The 21,842-nt window shown below is 47.3% G+C and carries 7 protein-coding genes and 1 riboswitch; all 7 genes read right to left on the minus strand.

The window, feature by feature from the left end:
- Positions 1 to 22: 22 nt before the first annotated feature.
- Positions 23 to 6,427 (minus strand): carboxypeptidase regulatory-like domain-containing protein, encoded by a 6,405-nt coding sequence (locus tag MKX98_RS33560; RefSeq protein WP_339220704.1) that lies wholly within the window; start codon positions 6,425 to 6,427, stop codon positions 23 to 25.
- A gap of 210 nt (positions 6,428 to 6,637) precedes the next feature.
- Entirely contained in the window at positions 6,638 to 6,787 is a 150-nt protein-coding gene (locus tag MKX98_RS33565) for a hypothetical protein (RefSeq protein ID WP_339220706.1), read from the minus strand.
- Positions 6,788 to 6,949: 162 nt separating this feature from the next.
- Positions 6,950 to 12,049: an S-layer homology domain-containing protein gene (locus tag MKX98_RS33570; RefSeq protein ID WP_339220708.1), complete on the minus strand. Its 5,100-nt coding sequence runs from the start codon at positions 12,047 to 12,049 to the stop codon at positions 6,950 to 6,952.
- Between the two features lie 234 nt (positions 12,050 to 12,283).
- A riboswitch (cyclic di-GMP riboswitch) is annotated at positions 12,284 to 12,371 on the minus strand.
- 596 nt (positions 12,372 to 12,967) lie between these two features.
- Positions 12,968 to 18,991 carry a CehA/McbA family metallohydrolase gene (locus MKX98_RS33575; protein ID WP_339220709.1) on the minus strand — a complete coding sequence of 2,008 codons (6,024 nt, stop codon included), beginning with the start codon at positions 18,989 to 18,991 and terminating at the stop codon, positions 12,968 to 12,970.
- Positions 18,992 to 19,105: 114 nt separating this feature from the next.
- Positions 19,106 to 20,212, minus strand: coding sequence for an SGNH/GDSL hydrolase family protein (locus MKX98_RS33580; protein ID WP_339220711.1), 1,107 nt, complete (start codon positions 20,210 to 20,212; stop codon positions 19,106 to 19,108).
- 14 nt (positions 20,213 to 20,226) lie between these two features.
- Positions 20,227 to 20,988, minus strand: a complete 762-nt coding sequence (locus MKX98_RS33585) for a Cof-type HAD-IIB family hydrolase (protein ID WP_339220713.1) — start codon at positions 20,986 to 20,988, stop codon at positions 20,227 to 20,229.
- The gene (locus MKX98_RS33590) at positions 20,985 to 21,821 is read right to left on the minus strand and encodes a carbohydrate ABC transporter permease (RefSeq protein ID WP_071219381.1); all 837 of its coding nucleotides are present in this window, start codon (positions 21,819 to 21,821) and stop codon (positions 20,985 to 20,987) included. The genes MKX98_RS33585 and MKX98_RS33590 overlap by 4 nt, the downstream gene beginning before the upstream one ends.
- Between the last annotated feature and the right edge of the window lie 21 nt (positions 21,822 to 21,842).

Consider the following 21,842-nt stretch of genomic DNA (forward strand, 5'->3'; position numbering starts at 1 on the left):
TTTCTTCTTACCGCCTTTCCGATCATTGGATGTGCTTTTTCTTCTTGTTACCGAGTAGACAGAACCCGATCGTCATCAAGGACATCAGCGCCAAAGCCATATAGAAGATTGGCGATACGCTGTTGTCTCCGGTTTCCGGAGCATCGTCCAGTTCGTTATTTCCATTGCCCGCACCCTTATCGGCTAAGTCGCTGACATCAGGCACGTTGTCGATGTTGTTATTCTCATTGTTGATGTTGCCAGGCTCGGAACCAGGTTGATCAGGAACAGGGCCTGGTTTCTCCGGCTCTGGTGCTGGGTTGACAGGACCTGGATTCTCCGGCTCTGGAGCTGGGCTGGCAGGACCTGGGTTCTCCGGCTCTGGTGCTGGGTTGACAGGACCTGGATTCTCCGGCTCTGGAGCTGGGCTGACAGGACCTGGGTTCTCCGGCTCTGGTGCTGGGTTAACAGGGCCTGGATTCTCCGGCTCTGGAGCTGGGTTGACAGGGCCTGGGTTCTCCGGCTCTGGAGTAGGGTTAACAGGGCCTGGATTTTCCGGTTCTGGAGTTGGATTAACAGGGCCTGGTCCGCCGCCGGTGTTGATCGGCTTCATCGGCACATCGTATTTCACAATGTCGAAATCGACAGAAATCGTATCACTTCTGTGCGTCTCGTATCCGTCCTTCGTTACGATCAGATAATAATCCGCTTCAGGAAACACCATGTACGCGTAGAAGCCATTTGCGTCGCTATCTTGCTCTGGGCTCTTGTTGTCGTGCGGCGCAAAATTCGGAACCGGAGGAAGCGTTACCTTCGTATCCGGAGTACGGCCTTTATCTCTGTTCCGCTGCGTATCCGCATAATACAATGTCACCGTGGCTCCTTCAATTTTCTTGCCAGTGATGGCATCTCCTGTCGTTTCATCATAAACCGTACCGTAAGGGTCGACCAATTCCTCGGAGATATTCAGCTCTCCGTTAGCCTTCACGTCCAGCTGCGTCACTTTGAGGAGCAGTTCCTCGCCCGTCTCGGCTTTATAGCGAACTTCCATGGTGTACTTCTGCTCGCTTAGCCCTTCCACGGAGAAAGTGCCATTGGAAGCCATTGGGAACGCCTTAGGACGACCGTTCTCCTGAATATAATTACCGTCCTTGTCTTTCAAATAAATATGCATCTGGCTGGTAAACGAATTGTTGAATAGTGCTGTTGTTCCATCCAGCTGCTTGAACAGAACAATCCCTACCGCCGTAATGTCCGCCGGAACGGTCTCGTCCGTCACGCTGCCGTCCACATTTGCTTTTTGCGTGAATTCGATAGGCACATCTTTTCCGCCTACCGTGTACACCTTCGTATACGTGATCGTATAGTCGGTATCCGCCTCGGCAGGGACGGAATATTCACCCTTCTCATTCGTCTGAATCGTCTGCTTCTCACCTGACTTCAGATTGGTCACCGTGATGGATGCATTCGGAATGACTTCTCCTGTGTTGTTGTCACGCAGTACGCCTTCCAGATACGGGCGGGTATTGACAAAGTGCGCTTCAGCCACCTTTTTCTCCGGAATGGTACCTGTGCGAACGAGACTTTCAGGATCCGTCACATAGCCGTCTTTCGTATAATCATTCTGGGTCACCTCATACTTGAGATACGTCGGAAGTCCTTCAATAACGAGCGTCTGGCCATCTGTAAGCTCGAAGGTGTCTCCGCTCGTGATCGTTCCCTTGCTGCCATCCGACTTCTCATAGGAGTAGGATTTGTTATCTCCCTTGCCTGTGAAGGTGACCGTGTACTTGAACAGCTTTTTCTTATCGTCGTCTTTACCTTTAACCGTGTTGCTGATTAGCAGGCCGCCCTTTATAACTCGCACGTTCGTGAAATGGGCGTTTTCGTCTGTGCCTTCCATGACTCCGGTATAATACCGTTCCTCAGGGGTGGTCACGTATTCGTCCGTTGTGTAGTCCTTCTGAGTCACCGTGTATTTCAGATTCTTAGGCAGCCCTACAATTTCCAGCGCCTCTCCATCCTTAAGTGTGAAGGATTCGCCAGATTTGATCTCCCCCGGTGTACTCGTCACGCCATCCGACTTCGTATACGTGTAGCTTCCATCCTTGCCTGCTTCTTCAAAGATGACGGTGTACTCGAACTCCTTCGTCTTGTCGCCGCCATTGCCCATGACCGTATTGCCGACGGTCAGCTTGCTGACGGTCCGTTTATTAACGAAATCTGCCTTGCGATCGGCACCCGCCATAACTCCCTCATCAGACAGTGTAGGGGTGGTCGCGTAGCCATCGTTTTTATAATCGTCCTGGGCGATCGTATACTTCAAATTCTCTGGTAGATCCTTAATTTTAAAGGTCTCGCCATCCTTGAGCGTGAAAGTATCGCCGGATTTGATCTTGCCTTTCGTGCCGTCTGAATGCTCATAATCGTAGGCATGATCTTTTCCTGCGCCGTCAAAGGTCACCGTGTACTTGAACGGCTTGTCCAGTTCTGCGCCGTCCCCGGTTACGGTATTGCTGACGGTCAGATTGCTAACGTTTCGATTGTTGACAAAATCTGCTTTGTGGTCGCCTTTATTCACGATTGAGCCAGACAGCTCTCTCTTCTCCGGTATGGTCGTATAACCATCAACGGTCGTATAATCGGCCTCAGTTACCGTATAGACCAGATCCGCAGGCAATGCGGGGAGCATCACAGTTTGCCCATTCTTGAGGGTAATCTTGTCTCCGCTCTTGATCTTGCCATACGTATTATCTGGCTTCTTATAGGTGTACTCTCCGTCCTTGCCTTCGCCGGTGAAGGTCACGGTGTATTCGAACTCTTTGTTCGGATCGCTGCCGTTGCCTTCCACCTTATTGGAAATGGTCAGCTTGCCTTGGGCCGGCGTAGGCACGATCAGCGGATTTTCAGAGGTTACTTTCACGCCATCTACCCAGATAGGCTTCCCTGGCGTGTTTCCTACATATACTTGATACACATGGGTGATCGGCAGCCAGGTATTCAGATCAATGTAAGTTTCCTTCAGCTCGTAATAACCCGGATCCGGGAACAACAGATTGAGTTTCCCTCCGCTATCGGTTGTTCCTTCTGCAACCTTCGTTCCATCGCTCTTCTTATACAGTGTAAACTGTACACCCTGCAGCAGCTTACCGTCAGGATCAACCTTTTTCAATGGTAATAGAGCATTGGAACTTGAACTGCCGGCTACATCTGAATTATCAAGAGTGCTTTCGCTCGTGGCGCTGACAGATTTTAGCTTGTCATCGCCCACCAGCTTAACCTCGTTGCCCATCTTGTCGCCAGCTTTTGCTTTGGTATTGTCCACCTCAGTCTGGTACACAAACTGGTAGAACTGGTTCGGGTCGTCCATCTTAAAGGTTAGGATCGTCTTGCCATCCGCACCCGGTTTAGCTTCCACCTGAACTTCAGCAATCGGATCGCTTAGGTCGAGTGCCGAGCCCTCTCTTTCCAGAGTACCACTGGCAGTCAGTTTAGCACGGTACACTGCCATACTAGGCGCGGTCAGCACAAGCTCTCCGTTTACGTCATAGCGCAGGTTCATGTTAGCACCTATCGTATCCTGCAACAACACGCCCTGCTCCATGTTGAATGGCGGGGTATAGTTCACCGTCCATTCCAGCACCCCTGGAACTGGCTTAGTTACCGACTTACCCAGTGTCTGAATAGGTACAATAACTTTGCGCTGTTCGGTGGCGACCTTTTCCACTCCGCCCCATGTCATATGAAGGTCGGCTTTGTTATACAACACCTGCTTGTCTGTTCCGTTGGTCGTGTATTCCTCCAAATATTTCTCCAGAGCCGCATTGGAGGGTCTTGCTTTCACCAGAATGACATAAGGGCTTTCCAGCTCAGAGAAGGTGAAGGTGCCTACGTTGCCGCTATGGGAGAAACTCACCACATGTGCAGGGTCGTTCGGCTCGATGATTGAAATAGCGTTGTTTCGAACCCCATAGCCGGTGCCGCTGCCATTGTCCGAATAACCTTTCCAAAGCTCAAAATCCTTCTCCTCGGAAAACGGAACGAACTCCCAACCCTCCGGTAAGGTGTCCACCAGCTTCACATTGGTGATAACCCGACTTCCGCCGGCTTCCGCCATTTTGACCGTGTTGTAGCCCGGCATATTGACCCCTAGGCGGAAGGTGACCGCCTTAGTTGTTCGGTCATAGCCAGCCAAGGTGTATTCGTCGCCGCTTGATGAGCTATCATAACCGATATAGCGGTTAACGTTGTTCGGAGTATACCATGTGTCAGCCGTCCCGTCCTTCTTCATAGGATAGGATGCGGTAAGCATATCCTTGTTCAGCATACGCAGGTGCAGATTAGTGCTGTTTTGCGCTTGTTTTACGGTTTCACCGTCAATGAGCAAAGCCCGATTTGAGCTTGTTTTCCCTGCGTTAATATCCTGCCTGAAGAGGATATCAGGGTTCGTCTCAAGTGCACGGAAGCTGAAGGATGCAGCTTTGTCGGTGTATCCGGTCACCTTGATCAAATCCGCCACCACATTACCGTCCACGGTTAAAGGAATAGCCTTCATGGCCAGGCCGGTTGCATTGGTCTTCAAGGTCTCATCATGGTACTGCTTCCAAAGCTGGTAGGAGGTAACATTTGCTTTGATTTTCGCAATTGTTTCCTTGCTCACCTCGCCGGTCTCATCCACAGCATTGTCCAAGACGTTCAAATCTCCGCCATGCACCAGCACATCATATACCGCCGCATTTGGCAGAGCATACTGTGGCGTTAGATTAACGGTCCATGTGATGCCGCCCAGGTTATAATCCTCCATCGAAATAGAGCCTGTTTTTGTAAACGTGTGCGCGCCGATGTTGACAATTGCCTCATCCGTCACTGCGTTAGGTCTTATACCGGTCGTGACATCGTTGTTCTGTATGCCATCTGGTGTATCCATGTTCCAGTTGGCACGAGGATCTATTCTGAAGCTGGAACCGCTTGTTACCTTGCTCTTAATCACTAATTCTACTTTACCGTTAATATCCCCAAGGGAATAAACGCCGTTCGAATCTGGTGTAATTGGTGTTTCTCCAGATGTAGCGCCATCCACCCATGTCTGCCATTCAGCTGATATAAAGTCCAGCCCAGCAGGTAATACATTGGTGATAGTAAAGTCCTTTAACCCTTTTTTGTTATATTGGTTAACAGTGACCTTCCATGTAATGGATTCATTTGGATGGTCATAAGAGCCCGATGCTTGAATCCAGTCGGGTGCAACCCACGTTTCCCGTGCTGCACTGGCTTTTACATCAGCACTCGTATCCCTCAGTTCAACTTTTGGGTCAAAACGCTGTCCGCCACCTCGACCGGGATCGATTGCCACGCCCCGATACTCTTTATAATACACATCCTTATTAAACCATGCTTGATACTCAACCTTTGGATCCACCCCCGTTCCTGGCGGGAAGATGTAGCTCAGACTGCCATCTACATCAATGGTTGGGTCTACCTTAGAGCCGTTTACCGTGAAGGATCCCGGTACATAGACCATACGGTAATCGGAAGGCTTCGTATAGAACGTCATCCCATCTAACGGCAGCTTCATTGTTGCATCAAGCACATCAAAAGAGGATGGCGTAGACTGGAAGGTCAAATAACCATCTTGATAAGCTGGGACGATCACATACCACCAAGTCCAGCTCCCATTCTTTGGCCAGTTGTTTCCTGTCAAATTGATGCTGTACGCCGGCGTAACATCCGGATTCTTTAGCTCATACGATCCCCCGAAAACCGAGATAGGCTTCGTATCGCCGTAATTCATGCCCGTTACATCTGAATTGGCAGTGGTTTCAAAGCCGAAGGTAACCGCTCGTCCAATACCATTGAAAAAACCATCGTCACCATCAAATACAATCCTGATGCTATTTGGAGTGAAATAAGCGGTACCAAGCTTTTTCATGCCTGAATCAGTCAGTGCATTCAGGGTTTTAGTAGCTGTCGGCAGCACCACTTCCTTGAAGTAGTCATCCCTTTTTAGTTCGATCCAGTCACCCTTTTGAATGTATTGGTTTGGATCCGCATTAGTCGGATCAGCGTCATCACCATTCACTGGCACCTTGAGACCTTCCGACTTGAGCGTGAATGGCTGTCGGCCCTGGATCGTACCGCCTGGAGCAATGTCAGTTCCCTGCGTCACCTTCAGCGGAAAGTTTGAATTAGCATCCATGAACACCACCGTTTTGTCCATCGGTGCTGCCATCATCACTATGGAATTGTTCGGCACATCGTACACCGCCTCAGTAACTGACGGCGGTTCGTCCTCGCTCGGCGAATTGGCTTCGTTAACGGCCACCACCCCGGAATCGCTTGGCGCGCTATCCGCATATCCAGTGACAGAGAACGCCACTGTCTGCAAGACAAGCATAATTGCCAGGCAGAAAGAGAGTATTGCTTTACCTATGCTGCGTTTTAGTTTCAAGACACATTTTTCCTCCATTCCCGAAACTGTTGAAATTTTAAGCGATAGTAAGATCATCGACCCGATAAATCTCAACCGAATAGACATCTTCTATTTGCTTGATCCCAGCAGCCCCTTGCATCATCGAAATCATGCGGAGTTCCCCTACTTTACACCTCCTACCTTAGCCCTAATTTCCACATTCTTTTTCATAGTTTAAAAACCTAATCTCTACAAAATCTCTACAACCTGAAGATTTACCTTCACTTTACAAATCTCAATAATAGATTGGGAGGGATTATCATGAGGGAGGGCTCGGCTCTTCAGCCCGAACTCTTCCCACTTCGCCGGATCGTTCGAACCTCCCAGCTTTACGAGCATTGGGATTAGCCATCCTTCGCATAGCATCAATCGCCATCCAGCGGGATACTGGATAAGATCAGTACTTAGGGACGACCTGAAAGTCCAATATGCATAATTAAAATAAATGAAAAAACAACCATTGACGACTCCATGTCATCAATGGTTGTTTACATTACTCCATTATTTATCGATCAGGTTGGTCACTTTCAGCATTCTTGCGATCAGTGCGGTTACCTCGGCACGTGTCATTTGCGCTTTCGGACTAAGAGCTTCCGGCCCGTTGCCTTGAATAATTCCCGCATAGATCAATTGGGTTACATCTGCCTTTGCCCAAGCCGCTACATTGGCCCCATCCGTATATTGTGCCAGCGTAGTAGCAATCTGCTCCTGATTTGGCACATCTTCGGATTCAATCAAACGATACGCACGAGCAATCATAGCAAAACCTTGCTCTCTCGTAATTTGCAGACCGCCTTTGAAGTTGCCGTCATTATAACCGCGAACGATATCAAATTCATTCGCAATGGATACAGCGTCCTTATACCATATTGAGGCCGGTACATCAGAGAAATTAGCCTGCGATGCATCCTGACGCATTAAGCCCAGGCCCAACACGACAATCTCAGCAAATTCCGAGCGTGTGACATAACGATTCGGCGAGAATGTATTATTACCGTTGCCTTTCAGACTCAGTCTTGCGGCAATGTTGTTGACATCCTGTTTGCCCCAATGGGATTTTACATCCTCGAAATCCTGAGGATTCCAGATGACCGAGTAAGTGCCGCTGCTGCGAAGATCATTGATGAGTGCGAAGTAACGGTTATTGACCTTTGTTACGACCGTCGGTACATGGAATACGCTGCCGTCCGGATTAACGATAACGCCTGTCGTAATCCGGTTCGGATCTACGCCTTCCGGAATTGCGATGTATTTTGGCGCATAGCCGTTCAATAATCCCGTTCTATCCGTTTTTCCGTCATGCATAAAGGCCAAATCGAGGTCGACCGGATGCACAAGCAGTTCATAACCGCCTTGAGCTGCCTTCTCGCGGGCAAGCTTAGCCAACTCATCGCCAGAACGTTTGATCTTGATGTTTGCCGCAATGTCGCTGATCGGAGCATTGCCGAACTGCTTGCTAATCGCGTTCACATCGAGTTGTCCTGCAGGAACCGGATAAATCGCCAGCACATCTTCAATATCCAAGCTGGAGCCGGTATCAGAAAGCTTCTTCAGATCTTCAACCGTCAATCCTCGAACTTCAACATCGCCGTTACCCGGTACGCTAATGCCGAGTTTATGTCCTTTACCGTCCGCAAGAATACCGGACAGTTTGTCCTTATCGATCGTAACCGTCGCTTGACCACCGTTTACCGTGCCCGAAGCGAACGATACATTCGAACCGTTAATGGTTATTACGATGTTCCCCGGTTTCACCGTGTTGTCCGATGTTGGTGGAGTTGTTGGATTAATTGTGTCCGAGTTACCGCCACCATTATTGCTACCACCATTGTTGCCACCGTCGGAGTTGTCATTACCGGACGCTTTCTCACGAACGATGATATAGGTATACTCGTTAATCAGCTTATTGGCTTTGTCATAGACGCCGACTGTGATCAAGTTCTCACCTTCGATAAGCGGAAGCTTATTCCACTTGTCGGCAGAATACTCTAGACCATTCACGATGATTTTAAACTGGGTATCGTCCGGATATTTTGCCACTGGATTCAGGCTGATGCCGTATACATCATTCGCAACAGTTCCGTAATAGTTTTTGTTCTGGTTCGGGTCGAACGGTGGAGTTAACTCGATTTCTCGATTGCCCCCATTTGTTAGACCAAGAAGGTTAAGATCATCCAGTTCCCCACCCAGCTTCACAAGGTCCTTCTCTGCTTGTTTTAGAGCTGCCAACGCTTTGTCGACTTCATCTTGCGTTGCTGTTGGATCGCCCAGTACATCTTTTGCCGCATTCATGGCTTCTTGAAGGGCCTTCCAGCTCGCTTCGGTATACTCGGTTTCTACCAGGTTTTCGGCTATAATCTCGTCAACCTTTTTTTGCAGTTCGGTTTTGTCGACTGTAACCACTGGCGTCAGCTCGTTTCTAGCTTTCTCCAGAGCTGCCAGTGCTGAGTTCACTTCGTCTTGCGTTGCTGCTGGATTGTCCAGCACTTCTTTTGCCTTCGTCATGGCATCGTCAAGTGCTTTCCAGCTTGCTTCGGTATAATCAGTCTCTACCAGAATCTCGGCTGTAATTTCATCGTACTTCCCTTGTAGTGCCGTTTTATCTACTGTTTTTTCAGTTAGATCTTGTCGAGCTTTCTCAAGCGCCGTCAGCGCTGCGTCGACTTCGTCTTGCGTTGCTGCCGGATTGTCCAGCACTTCTTTTGCCTTCGTCATGGCATCGTTAAGGGCTTTCCAGCTTGCTTCAGTATACTTAGCCTCTACCAGGTTTTCGGCTGTAATTTCATCGTACTTCCCTTGTAGTGCCGTTTTATCTACTGTTTTTTCAGTTAGATCTTGTCGAGCTTTCTCAAGCGCCGTCAGCGCTGCGTCGACTTCGTCTTGCGTTGCTGCCGGATTGTCCAGCACTTCTTTTGCCTTCGTCATGGCATCGTTAAGGGCTTTCCAGCTTGCTTCAGTATACTCGGTTTCGATTAAGTTCTCGGCTGTAATCTCGTCGTACTTCCCTTGCAGTGCCGTTTTATCTACTGTTTTTTCAGTTAGATCTTGTCGAGCTTTCTCAAGCGCCGTCAGCGCAGCATCGACTTCAGCTTGCGTTGCTGCTGGATTCTCCAGCACTTCTTTTGCCTTCGTCATGGCATCGTTAAGTGCTTTCCAGCTTGCTTCAGTATACTTAGCCTCTACCAGGTTTTCGGCTGTAATTTCATCGTACTTCCCTTGTAGTGCCGTTTTATCTACTGTTTTTTCAGTTAGATCTTGTCGAGCTTTCTCAAGCGCCGTCAGCGCTGCGTCGACTTCGTCTTGCGTTGCTGCCGGATTGTCCAGCACTTCTTTTGCCTTCGTCATGGCATCGTTAAGTGCTTTCCAGCTTGCTTCGGTATACTCGGTTTCGATTAAGTTCTCGGCTGTAATCTCGTCGTACTTCCCTTGCAGTGCCGTTTTGTCTACTGTTTTTTCAGTTAGATCTTGTCGAGCTTTCTCAAGCGCCGTCAGCGCAGCATCGACTTCAGCTTGCGTTGCTGCTGGATTCTCCAGCACTTCTTTTGCCTTCGTCATGGCATCGTTAAGTGCTTTCCAGCTTGCTTCAGTATACTCGGTTTCGATTAAGTTCTCGGCTGTAATCTCGTCGTACTTCCCTTGCAGTGCCGTTTTATCTACTGTTTTTTCAGTTAGATCTTGTCGAGCTTTCTCAAGCGCCGTCAGCGCAGCATCGACTTCAGCTTGCGTTGCTGCTGGATTCTCCAGCACTTCTTTTGCCTTCGTCATGGCATCGTTAAGGGCTTTCCAGCTTGCTTCAGTATACTTAGCCTCTACCAGGTTTTCGGCTGTAATTTCATCGTACTTCCCTTGTAGTGCCGTTTTATCTACTGTTTTTTCAGTTAGATCTTGTCGAGCTTTCTCAAGCGCCGTCAGCGCTGCGTCGACTTCGTCTTGCGTTGCTGCCGGATTGTCCAGCACTTCTTTTGCCTTCGTCATGGCATCGTTAAGGGCTTTCCAGCTTGCTTCAGTATACTCGGTTTCGATTAAGTTCTCGGCTATAATCTCGTCGTACTTCCCTTGCAGTGCCGTTTTATCTACTGTTTTTTCAGTTAGATCTTGTCGAGCTTTCTCAAGCGCCGTCAGCGCAGCATCGACTTCAGCTTGCGTTGCTGCTGGATTCTCCAGCACTTCTTTTGCCTTCGTCATGGCATCGTTAAGTGCTTTCCAGCTTGCTTCGGTATACTTAGCCTCTACCAGGTTTTCGGCTGTAATTTCATCGTACTTCCCTTGCAGTGCCGTTTTGTCTACTACTTCAAATTGTCTAGTCACAGTTTCCGACTGATTGTTATTTATACTAGCTGTAACATTGACCGTATATGCACCTGTATTCAGGGCTTTGTCAACTGGGAACTCCCAGTTTCCGTTCGCGTCAGCAGTCCTCTCCTCAGTGATGATAAATGTCGGGTCTGCTGCACTAACGATCTTAATCGTTACTTTCGCAAAAGGTTCTGTTACACCGCTCAATGTCGGATTCGTCCCTGTTTTCTCGCCATTGGTACTTGGTTGGCTTAATTCGTTCTTAAATGATTTCCATACCAAATCATTATTGCCTACACCATAACTTGCAAGAAGATGACCGTTATCGGAAAAAAGGTTCTCCAACCCCGTCAAACCGGCTCCGGCTGCCACTCCAAACTTACTTCCCACAGTCATGCGATTATGGGCTGTAATACCTGCTTCTCCGGTAAAATTATTGTCTAGAGCAAGGAACATATTGCCTAGCAAAACAAGGTTTCGCTCAGTTTGTGGGCTCGATCCTGTATTCCCCGAGATGTGTGCTGTACCGGAAAGAACGAATCGATTATCGTTGCTCGACGAGAGCTCAACCCCTCCGCCCCTATTGTCAGTGATTTTACCTCCGGTCATAATGAACTCTGCATTTTTAACAATTAAGACCGCACTCGAGCCTGAAGTCGTATGTTTATTACTTGTGATTTCTCCACCTTTCATTTCTATAACCGCTCTAGTTGTGCCTTTACCTTCGAAATAGATTGCGCTCCCTCCAAAATCGGAAGGACTGTTACGTAAAATAGCACCCTCTTCAATGATCAGTCTCCCCCCATAGACATTCATAATTCTGCCTTGGAAAGTACCTCCACCGAAGCTGGCGTCAATGATAATATTTCTTAGTGTAAGCTGGCCCTGCTCAAGATGAATAAGGGTGTCTCTATCTCCTCCCGGCTCACCGCTTGCAGCACCCTTTGCCGAGCCGCGCTGAATGACAGCGGCATTTACTGCATTAGGGTCTGTCGAAATCGTAACACTCTTGTTTTGGTGAAGATGAAGATACTTCTTGTCAGCATTGATTGACAAATCGATATTGTTCAGGACATATATCGTTCCCCCGTCAGGAACCTCTTGATAGGCTTTGTACAAAGTAGCATAAGGATTATTTTGGGATCCATCACCTGTGGTATCATCGCCTCCGCTAGATACATAAACTTCCGAAGAAGCAGCATAAATGACTGGCATTCCTGAGCTTACCCCAAGGCCCGTGAAGACAAGGGTAAAAATCAGAAACATAACTCCAATTTTCCGCAAATTAATGTTGTTGCTTAGCATTTAGATCCATTCCTTTCTTGGTGTGAAGTTTTCCATTTTCACCGTAGTGACGGCCCATTTCCACCTCTTTTTCACTACTTTTTCAACTGCTATGTCAGGGTCTTAAGAGCTGCGTATTCGACTCAGAAAAACCGATAGACTTACGGCTATTTCACAGCACTCGACTCCTTCAATAGAATAACTAAAAACCTCCATCCAAAAAGCAAATGCCAATAGACGGAGGTTTCCATCGTATTCGGCAACTGGCTGGCATAGGTCAATAGCACCATTAGCCCCTATAGCTTTGCGTCCCCGCTTTTCAACAGGTTTGCTCTTATCGTACGAGCTTTATATGTAATACTTGGTAGAAAAACTACTTAAATTTTGATTCTTTTTTCATAAAAATACAAGGTGCTCAGGTCTTATGTTTGTTGTATTTTATCAAATTATGTCTAATATAGTGCTTTGGTAGCTTCTTTTGACATTATATGTGGCAAATCTGAACATATCCTGAATAATAAGCTTGTTATAGATAGAGTCTTAAGTATGCAAAAAGTCTCTTCACCTGGGGGTTCTCTACCATCGCGAATTGTATCATTCACTTCTATACAAAAACTATACAAGCCAGGGACTTGAAAGATGAATACTAACAAAACAAAGTTGTAATGCCAGTAGATTACCCTTTTCAGTGATATAAAAGGGTTTGCTATTCCGATAAAATTTCTTTAAATGTCAACTGCTGTTTTGATCCTGCGCTTCATAACGAGGTCTATCAGCGAAAAAATACGAAGTTGGAACCGGAACCAGACATATAAAGAAAATGAGCCCGGCATAATTACCGGACTCATTTCATTAAACTGCCCAATACCTGGGGTTCCTTTAATCGGGTCTTTTATTTACCTTTCCCGGCATAATAAATGTCGTTCCGCTTAAGCAGTCTCATAGCTTCACCGCCATAAATGTTAGGAAGGTGGTCGTGATCCACCGCTCCCCCGTTCCGACAAAGACCGAAGATGTGAACGGAAGCGCGGCTTCTGCATCCACGCCTTGGGTGACCCCCTCCATATCGATTTGCTTCTGAGTCAAGGTTAGCTCATAGAATGAAGTCAAGCCCTCATACTCTGCCGTGATGAGTACGGTTCCTTCCGACTTCGCCGTCACTACACCGCTAGCGCTGATCTCCGCTATAGTTGGATCACTGCTTGTATAGATGACGTTTGCCTCCACCTTTTCACGGCTTCCATCGCTGTACACTGCGGTAGTCACCGTTTGGGCATTCTCTCCAACGACCAGTACAACCGGCCCCTCGAGCTCAATCTCAGTCAGTGTAACCGGTTCGTCATTGTCGCCTGCTGATACCGATTGTAAAAGAGGTCGTTTAGCCATATCGTCCCATCTCCAAATCGCGTTAAAGTCCCACCCTAGCCTATCTGTATAGGTGGATGGAGTCTCTATTTCACTTTCAGATAGGCCTAATCCTTTAAGGTTTGTCAAAGCTCCTTCAGCGACACCTTCTTTATTCACTATCATGCCGTCAAATGCATAATTATTTTCGAGCGTAGCGGTGTGCCCCGCAAGAACTCGTCCCATCACCCGGTTTGCCATCGTTGGCGCCGTAACCGAAGGGCCCAAGGCAATGACATTTCTGACGACCGTATCATTGTATCCGTATCCAGTCACTCCGCCCGCATTGCTCGTCATCGCTCGAACGGTTCCAGACGCATACACGTTTTCTGTTAGGCTGCCCGAGTTCGTAATTCCGATTAGGCCGCCGGCCTGACTTACCTGAGCGGTTACATCCGCGGTTGAATAGCTGTTTCTTACGATGCCATTGGAATAGCCTACTAGCCCCCCCACTGTGCTGGAGCCTGTAATGGAGCCGGTTGAGAGACTATTCTCTACCTCGCCATTGTTCGTATTGACGAGTATGCCTATTCTGCTTCCGCCAGTGACGCTGGCATCGATCATGGCTATATTTTTAATCACTCCGCCATTAAGATGGAATAAGCCGCCGCTCGAAGAATGAAAGTTAACTATTTTCTTCCCGTCGCCATCCAAAACACCGATGAACGAAACCACTTTAAAAAGCGATTCAGCCGGTTGTCCGGCGTAATCCAAATCATGGTCCAACATATACTTTTCCGCCGGGAAGTTTTCCATAACGTTCAAATCAGCAATGGATTTGATTCTGTAATAACCTGCTTCATTTCTTTCTAAAGGCACGACAGGCTCGCTTGCCTCTTCGGGATTACTGTTCAAAACCGGACGCTGTAAAGCATCATTCCACATCCAAACCGACTCAAAATCCCATTTCAATATATGGATATACGTATTGGAATCTTCAACCTGTTGCTGGGATAGCCCTAAACCTTTTCTGTTGTCAGCAGCGGCAATACTTTCGCCTTCTACATCCACAATCATGCCATCAAACGCATAATTATTCTCAAGCGTTGCGGTATGCCCCGCAAGCACTCGTCCCACCACACGGTTCGCCATCGTCGGCGTTACGACTGAAGGATTGAGAGCAATCACGTTTTTAACAACCGTATCATTATAGCCGTAGCCAGTCACTCCGCCTGCATTACTTCTAAGCGCCCGAACGGCTCCAGATGCATACACGTTTTCCGTTAAACTGCCTGAGTTTGTAATGCCGATCAAGCCGCCAGCCTGGTTCAACTGGGCCGTTACATCTGCTGTAGAATAGCTGTTTCGCACGATGCCATTGGAATAGCCCGCCAGACCGCCCACGGTGCTGGAGCCTTCGATTGAGCCCGTTACATAACTATTCTCTACCGTTCCGTTGTTCGTGTTAACGAGTATACCGATATTACTTCCGCCAGTAACGCGTGCATTAACCATGGCTATGTTTTTAATCGTTCCGCCATTGAGATGAAATAAGCCGCCATTTTCTGATTTGAAATTGGTTAAGGATTTATTATTTCCATCAAATATGCCAAGGAAAGGCGTCCCCTTAAATAAAGGATCAAAAAGCTGCCCTTCAAAATCAAGATCGTTTTCCAATATATAATTTTCATTTGGAAATTCTGAAATGGTCTTTAATTCACTAACCGAACGAATGATGTAGTACCCATCTTCATTCCGATCAAGCTTCGGCTTTGGAATATGGTTTTCGTTAATTTGTTCCAAATTACTTTGCAGTAATGGACGCTTGGCATCTTCATTCCAGATCCAGATCGAATCAAAGTCCCAACCAAGGGTCTCCATGAAAAAAGCTGGCTTCGTGAATGCTTCTGCACCCACCCCCTGTCCTTTTTCATTGTTTGGATCAGGGACCGTAACGTTCTCACTGCTAACAAACATATTTTCATCGGCGTAATTATTGACTAAAGTTGCCTTATCCCCAGCTAACACTCTGCCGACAATTCGATTCGATGCCGTACCTGTAACAATCGATGGATTTAATGCCATACTATTTTGAATGACCGTATTGTTATAACCGTATCCGCTGATGCCGCCAGCATTGGATTCTTCTGCTATGACGGCTCCCATGGCATAGACCTGTTCGGTTATACTCCCCCGATTCGTAATCCCGATCATGCCGCCGGCTTGCTTGCCCCGTGCATTAACTCGAGCTGTTGAATAACTGTTTCTAACGATACCGTTCGAGTAGCCCACAAGACCGCCAACTGTAGAATTGCCTCGAATAGCTCCGGTACTGTAGGCATATTCCACGATTCCATCATTCTGATCCACCAGGATTCCAACATTGCTCCGGCGAACATCAATGTCTGCATGGATGATTCCTACATTTCGAATAATTCCTTCATTAATGGCAAAGAGACCTGCGCCGCCTGAGGAGATCATAACGTCTGTAATCGTATGCCCTTGCCCATCAAACGTACCCGTAAATGGAGTGCCATTTGCGCCAATCGCTTCGAAAAACACGCCCTTCCCATCAATGTCCCGGTCTAAAATAAAATGTTTGTCCGGGAATTCATGCATTTTATAAAGTCCACTGGCACTTTTGATTTGATATGGATTGCCTTCCGAACCATCGCCCAGCATTCCTTCTTTCGCTATGAACGGGTCTGTTAACGGCTCTTGATCGATTGGATTATTAACCAATCTTACGACGATCGTATGTTCATCGCCAAATGCAAGAGGGTTATCAAATAAGATGATTTGTTCTCGTCCGAGATGTTCTAGCGTTGCTTCTTGAATAACTGTTTCCAACAGCTGTTCACCTGTATGATCCCGCTTTTCCCCGATCACGGTGACACGTTCACGCGAGCTCGGGTAATTCAAGACCCCAACGCCCTTCAAGACGTTATTTTCCACAATTGCGCTCGTTAATTCCAAATAATTGGCCGGTTGTTTAATCGTAAATGAATCAATCTCAACACCGTCGCTGTTGTAAGCTTTCAAGGTGAGCGATTGATCGTTTGATTCTAAAATAACACCCGTCTGCTTATTTTCATCATAAACGATATGATCCCAGTCAAATGATTTGTTATCAAAGAACATTGGACCTGATGAACCAACGGTCACAAAAGTTGTTCCTAAATTCATCGCTTCTTCCGATATATCCTTTACACCATCTCGTATGGTTGTCCGTTTATACACATGATCATGACCACCAATATACAAACTAACGCCAAGGCGTTCAAATGCTTGAGACAATTTCACTCTCATCATGTCCATACCGGTCTCATCGCCGGATTGACCGCCATAATAAGGATAATGCCCCATAACGATTTTCCACTTCTTGTCGGTTGCTCGCAAATCTTTTTCCAGCCATGACAGCTGCTTGTCAAAATCCAGCACAGAATTCAGAACAGCAATGTGCATATCGCCATAATCAAACGAATAATTCGTTTCCCGGTAACTGCCTTCACCGTTCTTCGGCAGGTTGAAAAACCCGGAGAACGGCACGAGCTTCCGCTCTGTCGCACGTTCACGGTCCCCGACAATGTGAGCAGAAACTAGCCCCATATCATGGTTGTAAATATGGTTAAACACATCATCCCAAGCATACATATTGCCGCCGTTCTCGACCAAGTCTCCGACTTGGATCACCGTCTGTCCGTTTGAATTTTTCTCCTGCAGAACGTCCAGCATATTTTTAAAGAGCTGGAAGCTTTCCGGATTTCGATCCGGAACTCCAAGATCTCCCATCACATACATAACGGCTTCCTCTGAAGCTGGCGCGGTCCTGAAGCTATAACTGCCGCTCCAAGGTCCAGTCGGTGACATTCCATACCGATAGTCATACTTAGTCCCTAAGTCGAGATCTGTTATATTCGCTTCATGAGCTGCAAGAACGCGATAGTTACTCTTGTCATACGTATCACCATAGGCGGCTTGAAAATAAGAGACTTCCGCTTGTACCACTTCAGCATCGTCCCATGTTGCCACTGACTCCGGTTTATACTGAACATACGACGTTTCTAACGCCTTATCCGTTACTAGATTTACTCCTACTTCACGTTCATTCTCACCAACATTAACAATGGGTTGGAATTCATTTAAAATGTTATCAGCGTCCAGATTTTGTTGATCAACAAGCAATCGAATAAGTTCAACACGCGTATTTCCTTGAGCGTCGGTCGCTACATACTTAATGAAATAGTCTCCATACATATCGACCTTGAAATGCTGATTTAGAGCGGCTACTTCTCCTTTATCATTTAAAACGATGGCTTCCACCGATAAAGATTGACCGCGATGATCCGTCGCCGAAGCGCCCAGCACTTCTATTTGATCTCCAAGCTTAATGGTGTCCGGATATTGCCCATGTACCGTAATTTCAGGCGCGTGCACCGTGCCCCTCGTTTCATCACCAATCCAAATTGGGGCACTTATCGCTTCTTCACCGTCTGCCTGAAAAGCTCTAACGATGAAATAATCCCCATCTTTGGTTGCTAAGGTTACTTCCTTTTCAAATTTATTACTGGCAATGCTGCGGTACTCCTTGAGAACTTCTCCGCTGTTTTTGTAAATAACGACTTTATCCAAAACATCGTTAGCATCAGGGTCATTCATGCGTACGAAAAGATTGATTTCTTTTGTATCGGCCGGAAGGATCGCCCCCATCATCTGACCTTTTGCGGAAACTGCCATTTCTAGGTTCCGATCAAATGATACATAGGTGCGATGGTTTCGCATCGCCTCGTAAAGACCTTCTCTTGTAAGGTTATCTCCCCACATACCGGTCACATGGGGCTGAACCATCCCCCAATTTCCTTTGTGCTCGTCTCCGCCAAACACAGGAGAAACATGCCAGCCTTGATCTAATGCCTTGGTATAGACTGCAAAATCATTGGAGGATTTGTATTCGATCATATTAAGGTTTCTGTCAACGTCTCGGTTATAATGTTTAAATTCATTGAAACTCCAATTGCCTGACAAACGTGGATGATTAAACTGAGCAATCGCATGAGGATCTTGGGCAAGTCTTGCGTAAAAGGTTGGCAAATCATATTTGATGTCGCTCCAGCCCCAAGTGCCATCCGCGCCTACTCCATGTGTTCTTGCAAACCATGGGGCATTAAATAGGTTGATATGACCCGATTCATCATACCAGGTCACCTCCGTACCAGGCAGCGTAATAAATTCGTTATCACGATTGTGAGCATCGGATTGCTCATGCAGCAGCTTGTATTCTTTTGAATAAGAGTCTTGAACATTCGTAATAAAATCACTGCCCGTACTGATGTCATAAGTCACGTCGTGTTCAGTCACTGCAAAAAAATCAAAGTCTGTATTAGCCTTCACAAAATCGTAAGCATCATTGGGCAACAATATCCCATCACTGAGAGATGTATGGGAATGCATGTGACCTTTGAAGAGTGAAGCTCCTGAGTACTTAGCCCTCTCTTTTTGAGAAACACCTTCTTCTTTATCTGAAGACGCGGATACATTAATGCCGTAACAAAGACTAATAACCCCCGCAATAAAACAAGCCATCACAATAAAAGGCAGACTTCTTCTTTGGGACTTCAATCAAAATCCTCTCCTTTTTCGGCTTAATGGTAATACAGGTGTCTGACTGATAGACAAACAGCCCCTAACCAAAAAATGCAGTCTGAAGGCTGTTCATAACATCTATCTTGTTCATCACAGTCGCAGCAATGGCTTAATGATAGGTGCAAGCGACTGTGCCATGCGCAAAAATCCGAGGTCCGTTGGATGTGTTCCATCTACCGTACAATCATTGACGAAATCATCGCCCAGCAGCTTCAAGCCGTCAACGAAATGAATATTACGGTCTCCTTCTGTCCGTCTCTGTTCCACATTTTCAATTTGGATCAGCCTGCGACGATCATTAAGCTCCCTCCTCTCCATATAGAACTGGTCTTCGGCAGTGCTAATCCTTGAGACTACTAGTATAGGAACTTGGGGATGCCGATCTCTTAAAATTTGGATGAAGGCAGGCAGCGTTCGTGCGATGTTTCCAGCCTCGCCCGTATTCCCTTCATAATCAAGAATGAATAACGCCGGATCATCGATTTCCGACATGATCTGCGCGAGCTCCGGCTCGCCCTTTCCACTCCCGGAAAAGCCTAGATTTACGAACTCCACCGGAATCATACGGCTAAGAATATTAGAATAAGCCATACCCGGCCGGGAGGCGCATCCTCCTTGCGTAATCGAAGTTCCATATATAATGACGGGTTTACTGCTTGCATAGGCAGGTGCATCGCTTATGACAGCATCCTTATCTACACCGATCCATACCTCTTCTACCCCTTGGTAGAGCGGCAAGTTTAAGGTGACGGCCACCTCTTTTTTTGTATCCCACTGATAAAGCTGGGATTCATATTCACTTTCCGTTGGTTTGAATCTAGCCGTGGTGATAAAGCTCTGCTCTCCCGGCTCTCCAAGATAGCAGTCAACCCCGCACTGCCCTGTAGGCGGCATATGATACATATTGGCCGGTCCGGCAAGACGCACCCTTATGACCAGCCTTGAAGAATTGGTGCGAAAGCGAATTTGCCCACCTGCCGTACAATAAGCAAGCGTATCAACCGGAGGCGGCAAGACAGCCCCTGAAGCCAAGGGCAGGCGTCTGTATATCCCATCCTGCGCAAGCCAAGGGAAGCCCGCGATGTGAAAGGGCGCTTCAAGCGGAGAATGCCATCTCAACTGCTCGCCATTGGTTGTCTTTGGGTATATCGCTCCGCCCAGTTGATCTAAGTTTATCTCTTTCGATTGAACGGTCATCTATTTCTACTCCCTCACATTTGGAATACATATTTCCGAATCGCCTGAGCAACGCCGTCCTCGTTGTTGGTAGCCGTCATAACGTCCGCTATCGATTTGATATGCTCTTCACCGTTGGCCATCGCCACACCGAGACCTGCCGCCTTCAGCAGCTTCGCGTCATTATCACTGTCTCCCATCGCAATGACATCGGACATCGAGAAGCCCAGCATCTGGCAAACCTCACGCACTCCACTTTCCTTGGTAGTTCCTTTAACTGATATCTCCATATTCGTAGGGGCCGAACGGGTAACTTCAAGCGTCCCCCATCGGAGCAGCTCCTCCTTAATTTCCGCGAGCTTCTGTTGATCATGGCTGCCGATCCCGAATTTCATCCAATCTCGCTCGAACATCTCAGGCGTCCAATCCTTGTCGCCCGTCAAGCTCTCCACGCTGTAGCCCCAGTACCATTCGGCCCGTTCGGCAGCAATGGCGTGCATATGGCGGACCGTATCCCGGGGGAGGAAGACTCGCTTCTTAAGCCTGCCCGGCCCCTCCCAAATTTCCGCGCCATTGAGCAGCACCATCGGGGAATCAAGCCCCAGCTCATCCCAGAAGACCTGTGCCGTTTGCAAGCCTCTTCCGGTGGAGAACATCACTTTAACGCCCTGACCTACGGCATATTGAAGCCACTTTTTGGTCTCTTCCGTAATGCACTTTTCATCCGTCAGAAGAGTCCCATCCAGATCCAAGGCAATCACCTTATATTTCGCCTTCACTTGCTGCACCGTATTCATCCCTTCACCGCTCCCATGGTCGCGCCTTCCATCAGAAGCTTTTGGAATAAGATATAAATAATAATGGACGGTACCATCGCAATGGTTACACCGGCAAACAAAGTTACCCAATCCGCAGTAAACTCCATTTGCTTATTCGCAGAATACATTTGCACCGCAATGGGATACTTCTTGGGATCGCTCAAATAGATAAACGGCGCTAAGAAATTGTTATAGAACCCTAGGAACTTGAATACGCCAACGGTTACAATTCCCGGTGTAGACAAAGGAACAATAACACGCCAAAACTTTTGGAATAATGTAGCGCCATCCATCGTTGCGCTCTCCTCAAGCTCCATCGGCAAAGAGCTCATAAACCCTCCGAGCAGCATAAGGTAGAACACGCTTTCCCCCAGACTGGACAGGAGAATTAATCCGGTCAAACTATTGGTTAAATTCAGTTCCCTCATCACTACATACTGGGGTACAAGCGCATTGATGCCAGGCAGGAACAGGGACAACATAATCAAGCCCCAAATCAATTTTCTACCTTTGAACTGCATTCGAGTAAGCGCATAGGCGTTAATTGTCGTAAAGAAAAGCCCAAGCACCAGACTTCCGCCAACATAATAAAGGGTATTTAAGAGTGATTGCCCAAAACCGTATTGATTCCAAGCCTTCGAATAATTCTGCCATCTTGGTTCCGAAGGCAGCGCCCATATATCTTTAAAAAACTCAGGATTGCTTTTTAACGATTCATAAATAACCCAGACTAAAGGAAATAATATGGTCAACGACCAAGCATAAAGCAGCACACGCCACACAACGTCCATAAACGTTCGTTTTTCCTTCAAACTTTATCCCTCCGAACTTCA

It is taken from the genome of Paenibacillus sp. FSL W7-1332, assembly GCF_037969785.1.
In the GTDB taxonomy this organism is placed as follows: Bacteria; Bacillota; Bacilli; order Paenibacillales; family Paenibacillaceae; genus Paenibacillus_AQ.

What these genes read in the sequence shown, in the direction of transcription:
- MKX98_RS33565 (WP_339220706.1), bottom strand. Translation starts at nt 6,787, where the DNA reads ATGCTCGTAAAGCTGGGAGGTTCGAACGATCCGGCGAAGTGGGAAGAG.
- MKX98_RS33570 (WP_339220708.1), bottom strand. Translation starts at nt 12,049, where the DNA reads ATGCTAAGCAACAACATTAATTTGCGGAAAATTGGAGTTATGTTTCTG.
- MKX98_RS33580 (WP_339220711.1), bottom strand. Translation starts at nt 20,212, where the DNA reads ATGACCGTTCAATCGAAAGAGATAAACTTAGATCAACTGGGCGGAGCG.
- MKX98_RS33585 (WP_339220713.1), bottom strand. Translation starts at nt 20,988, where the DNA reads ATGAATACGGTGCAGCAAGTGAAGGCGAAATATAAGGTGATTGCCTTG.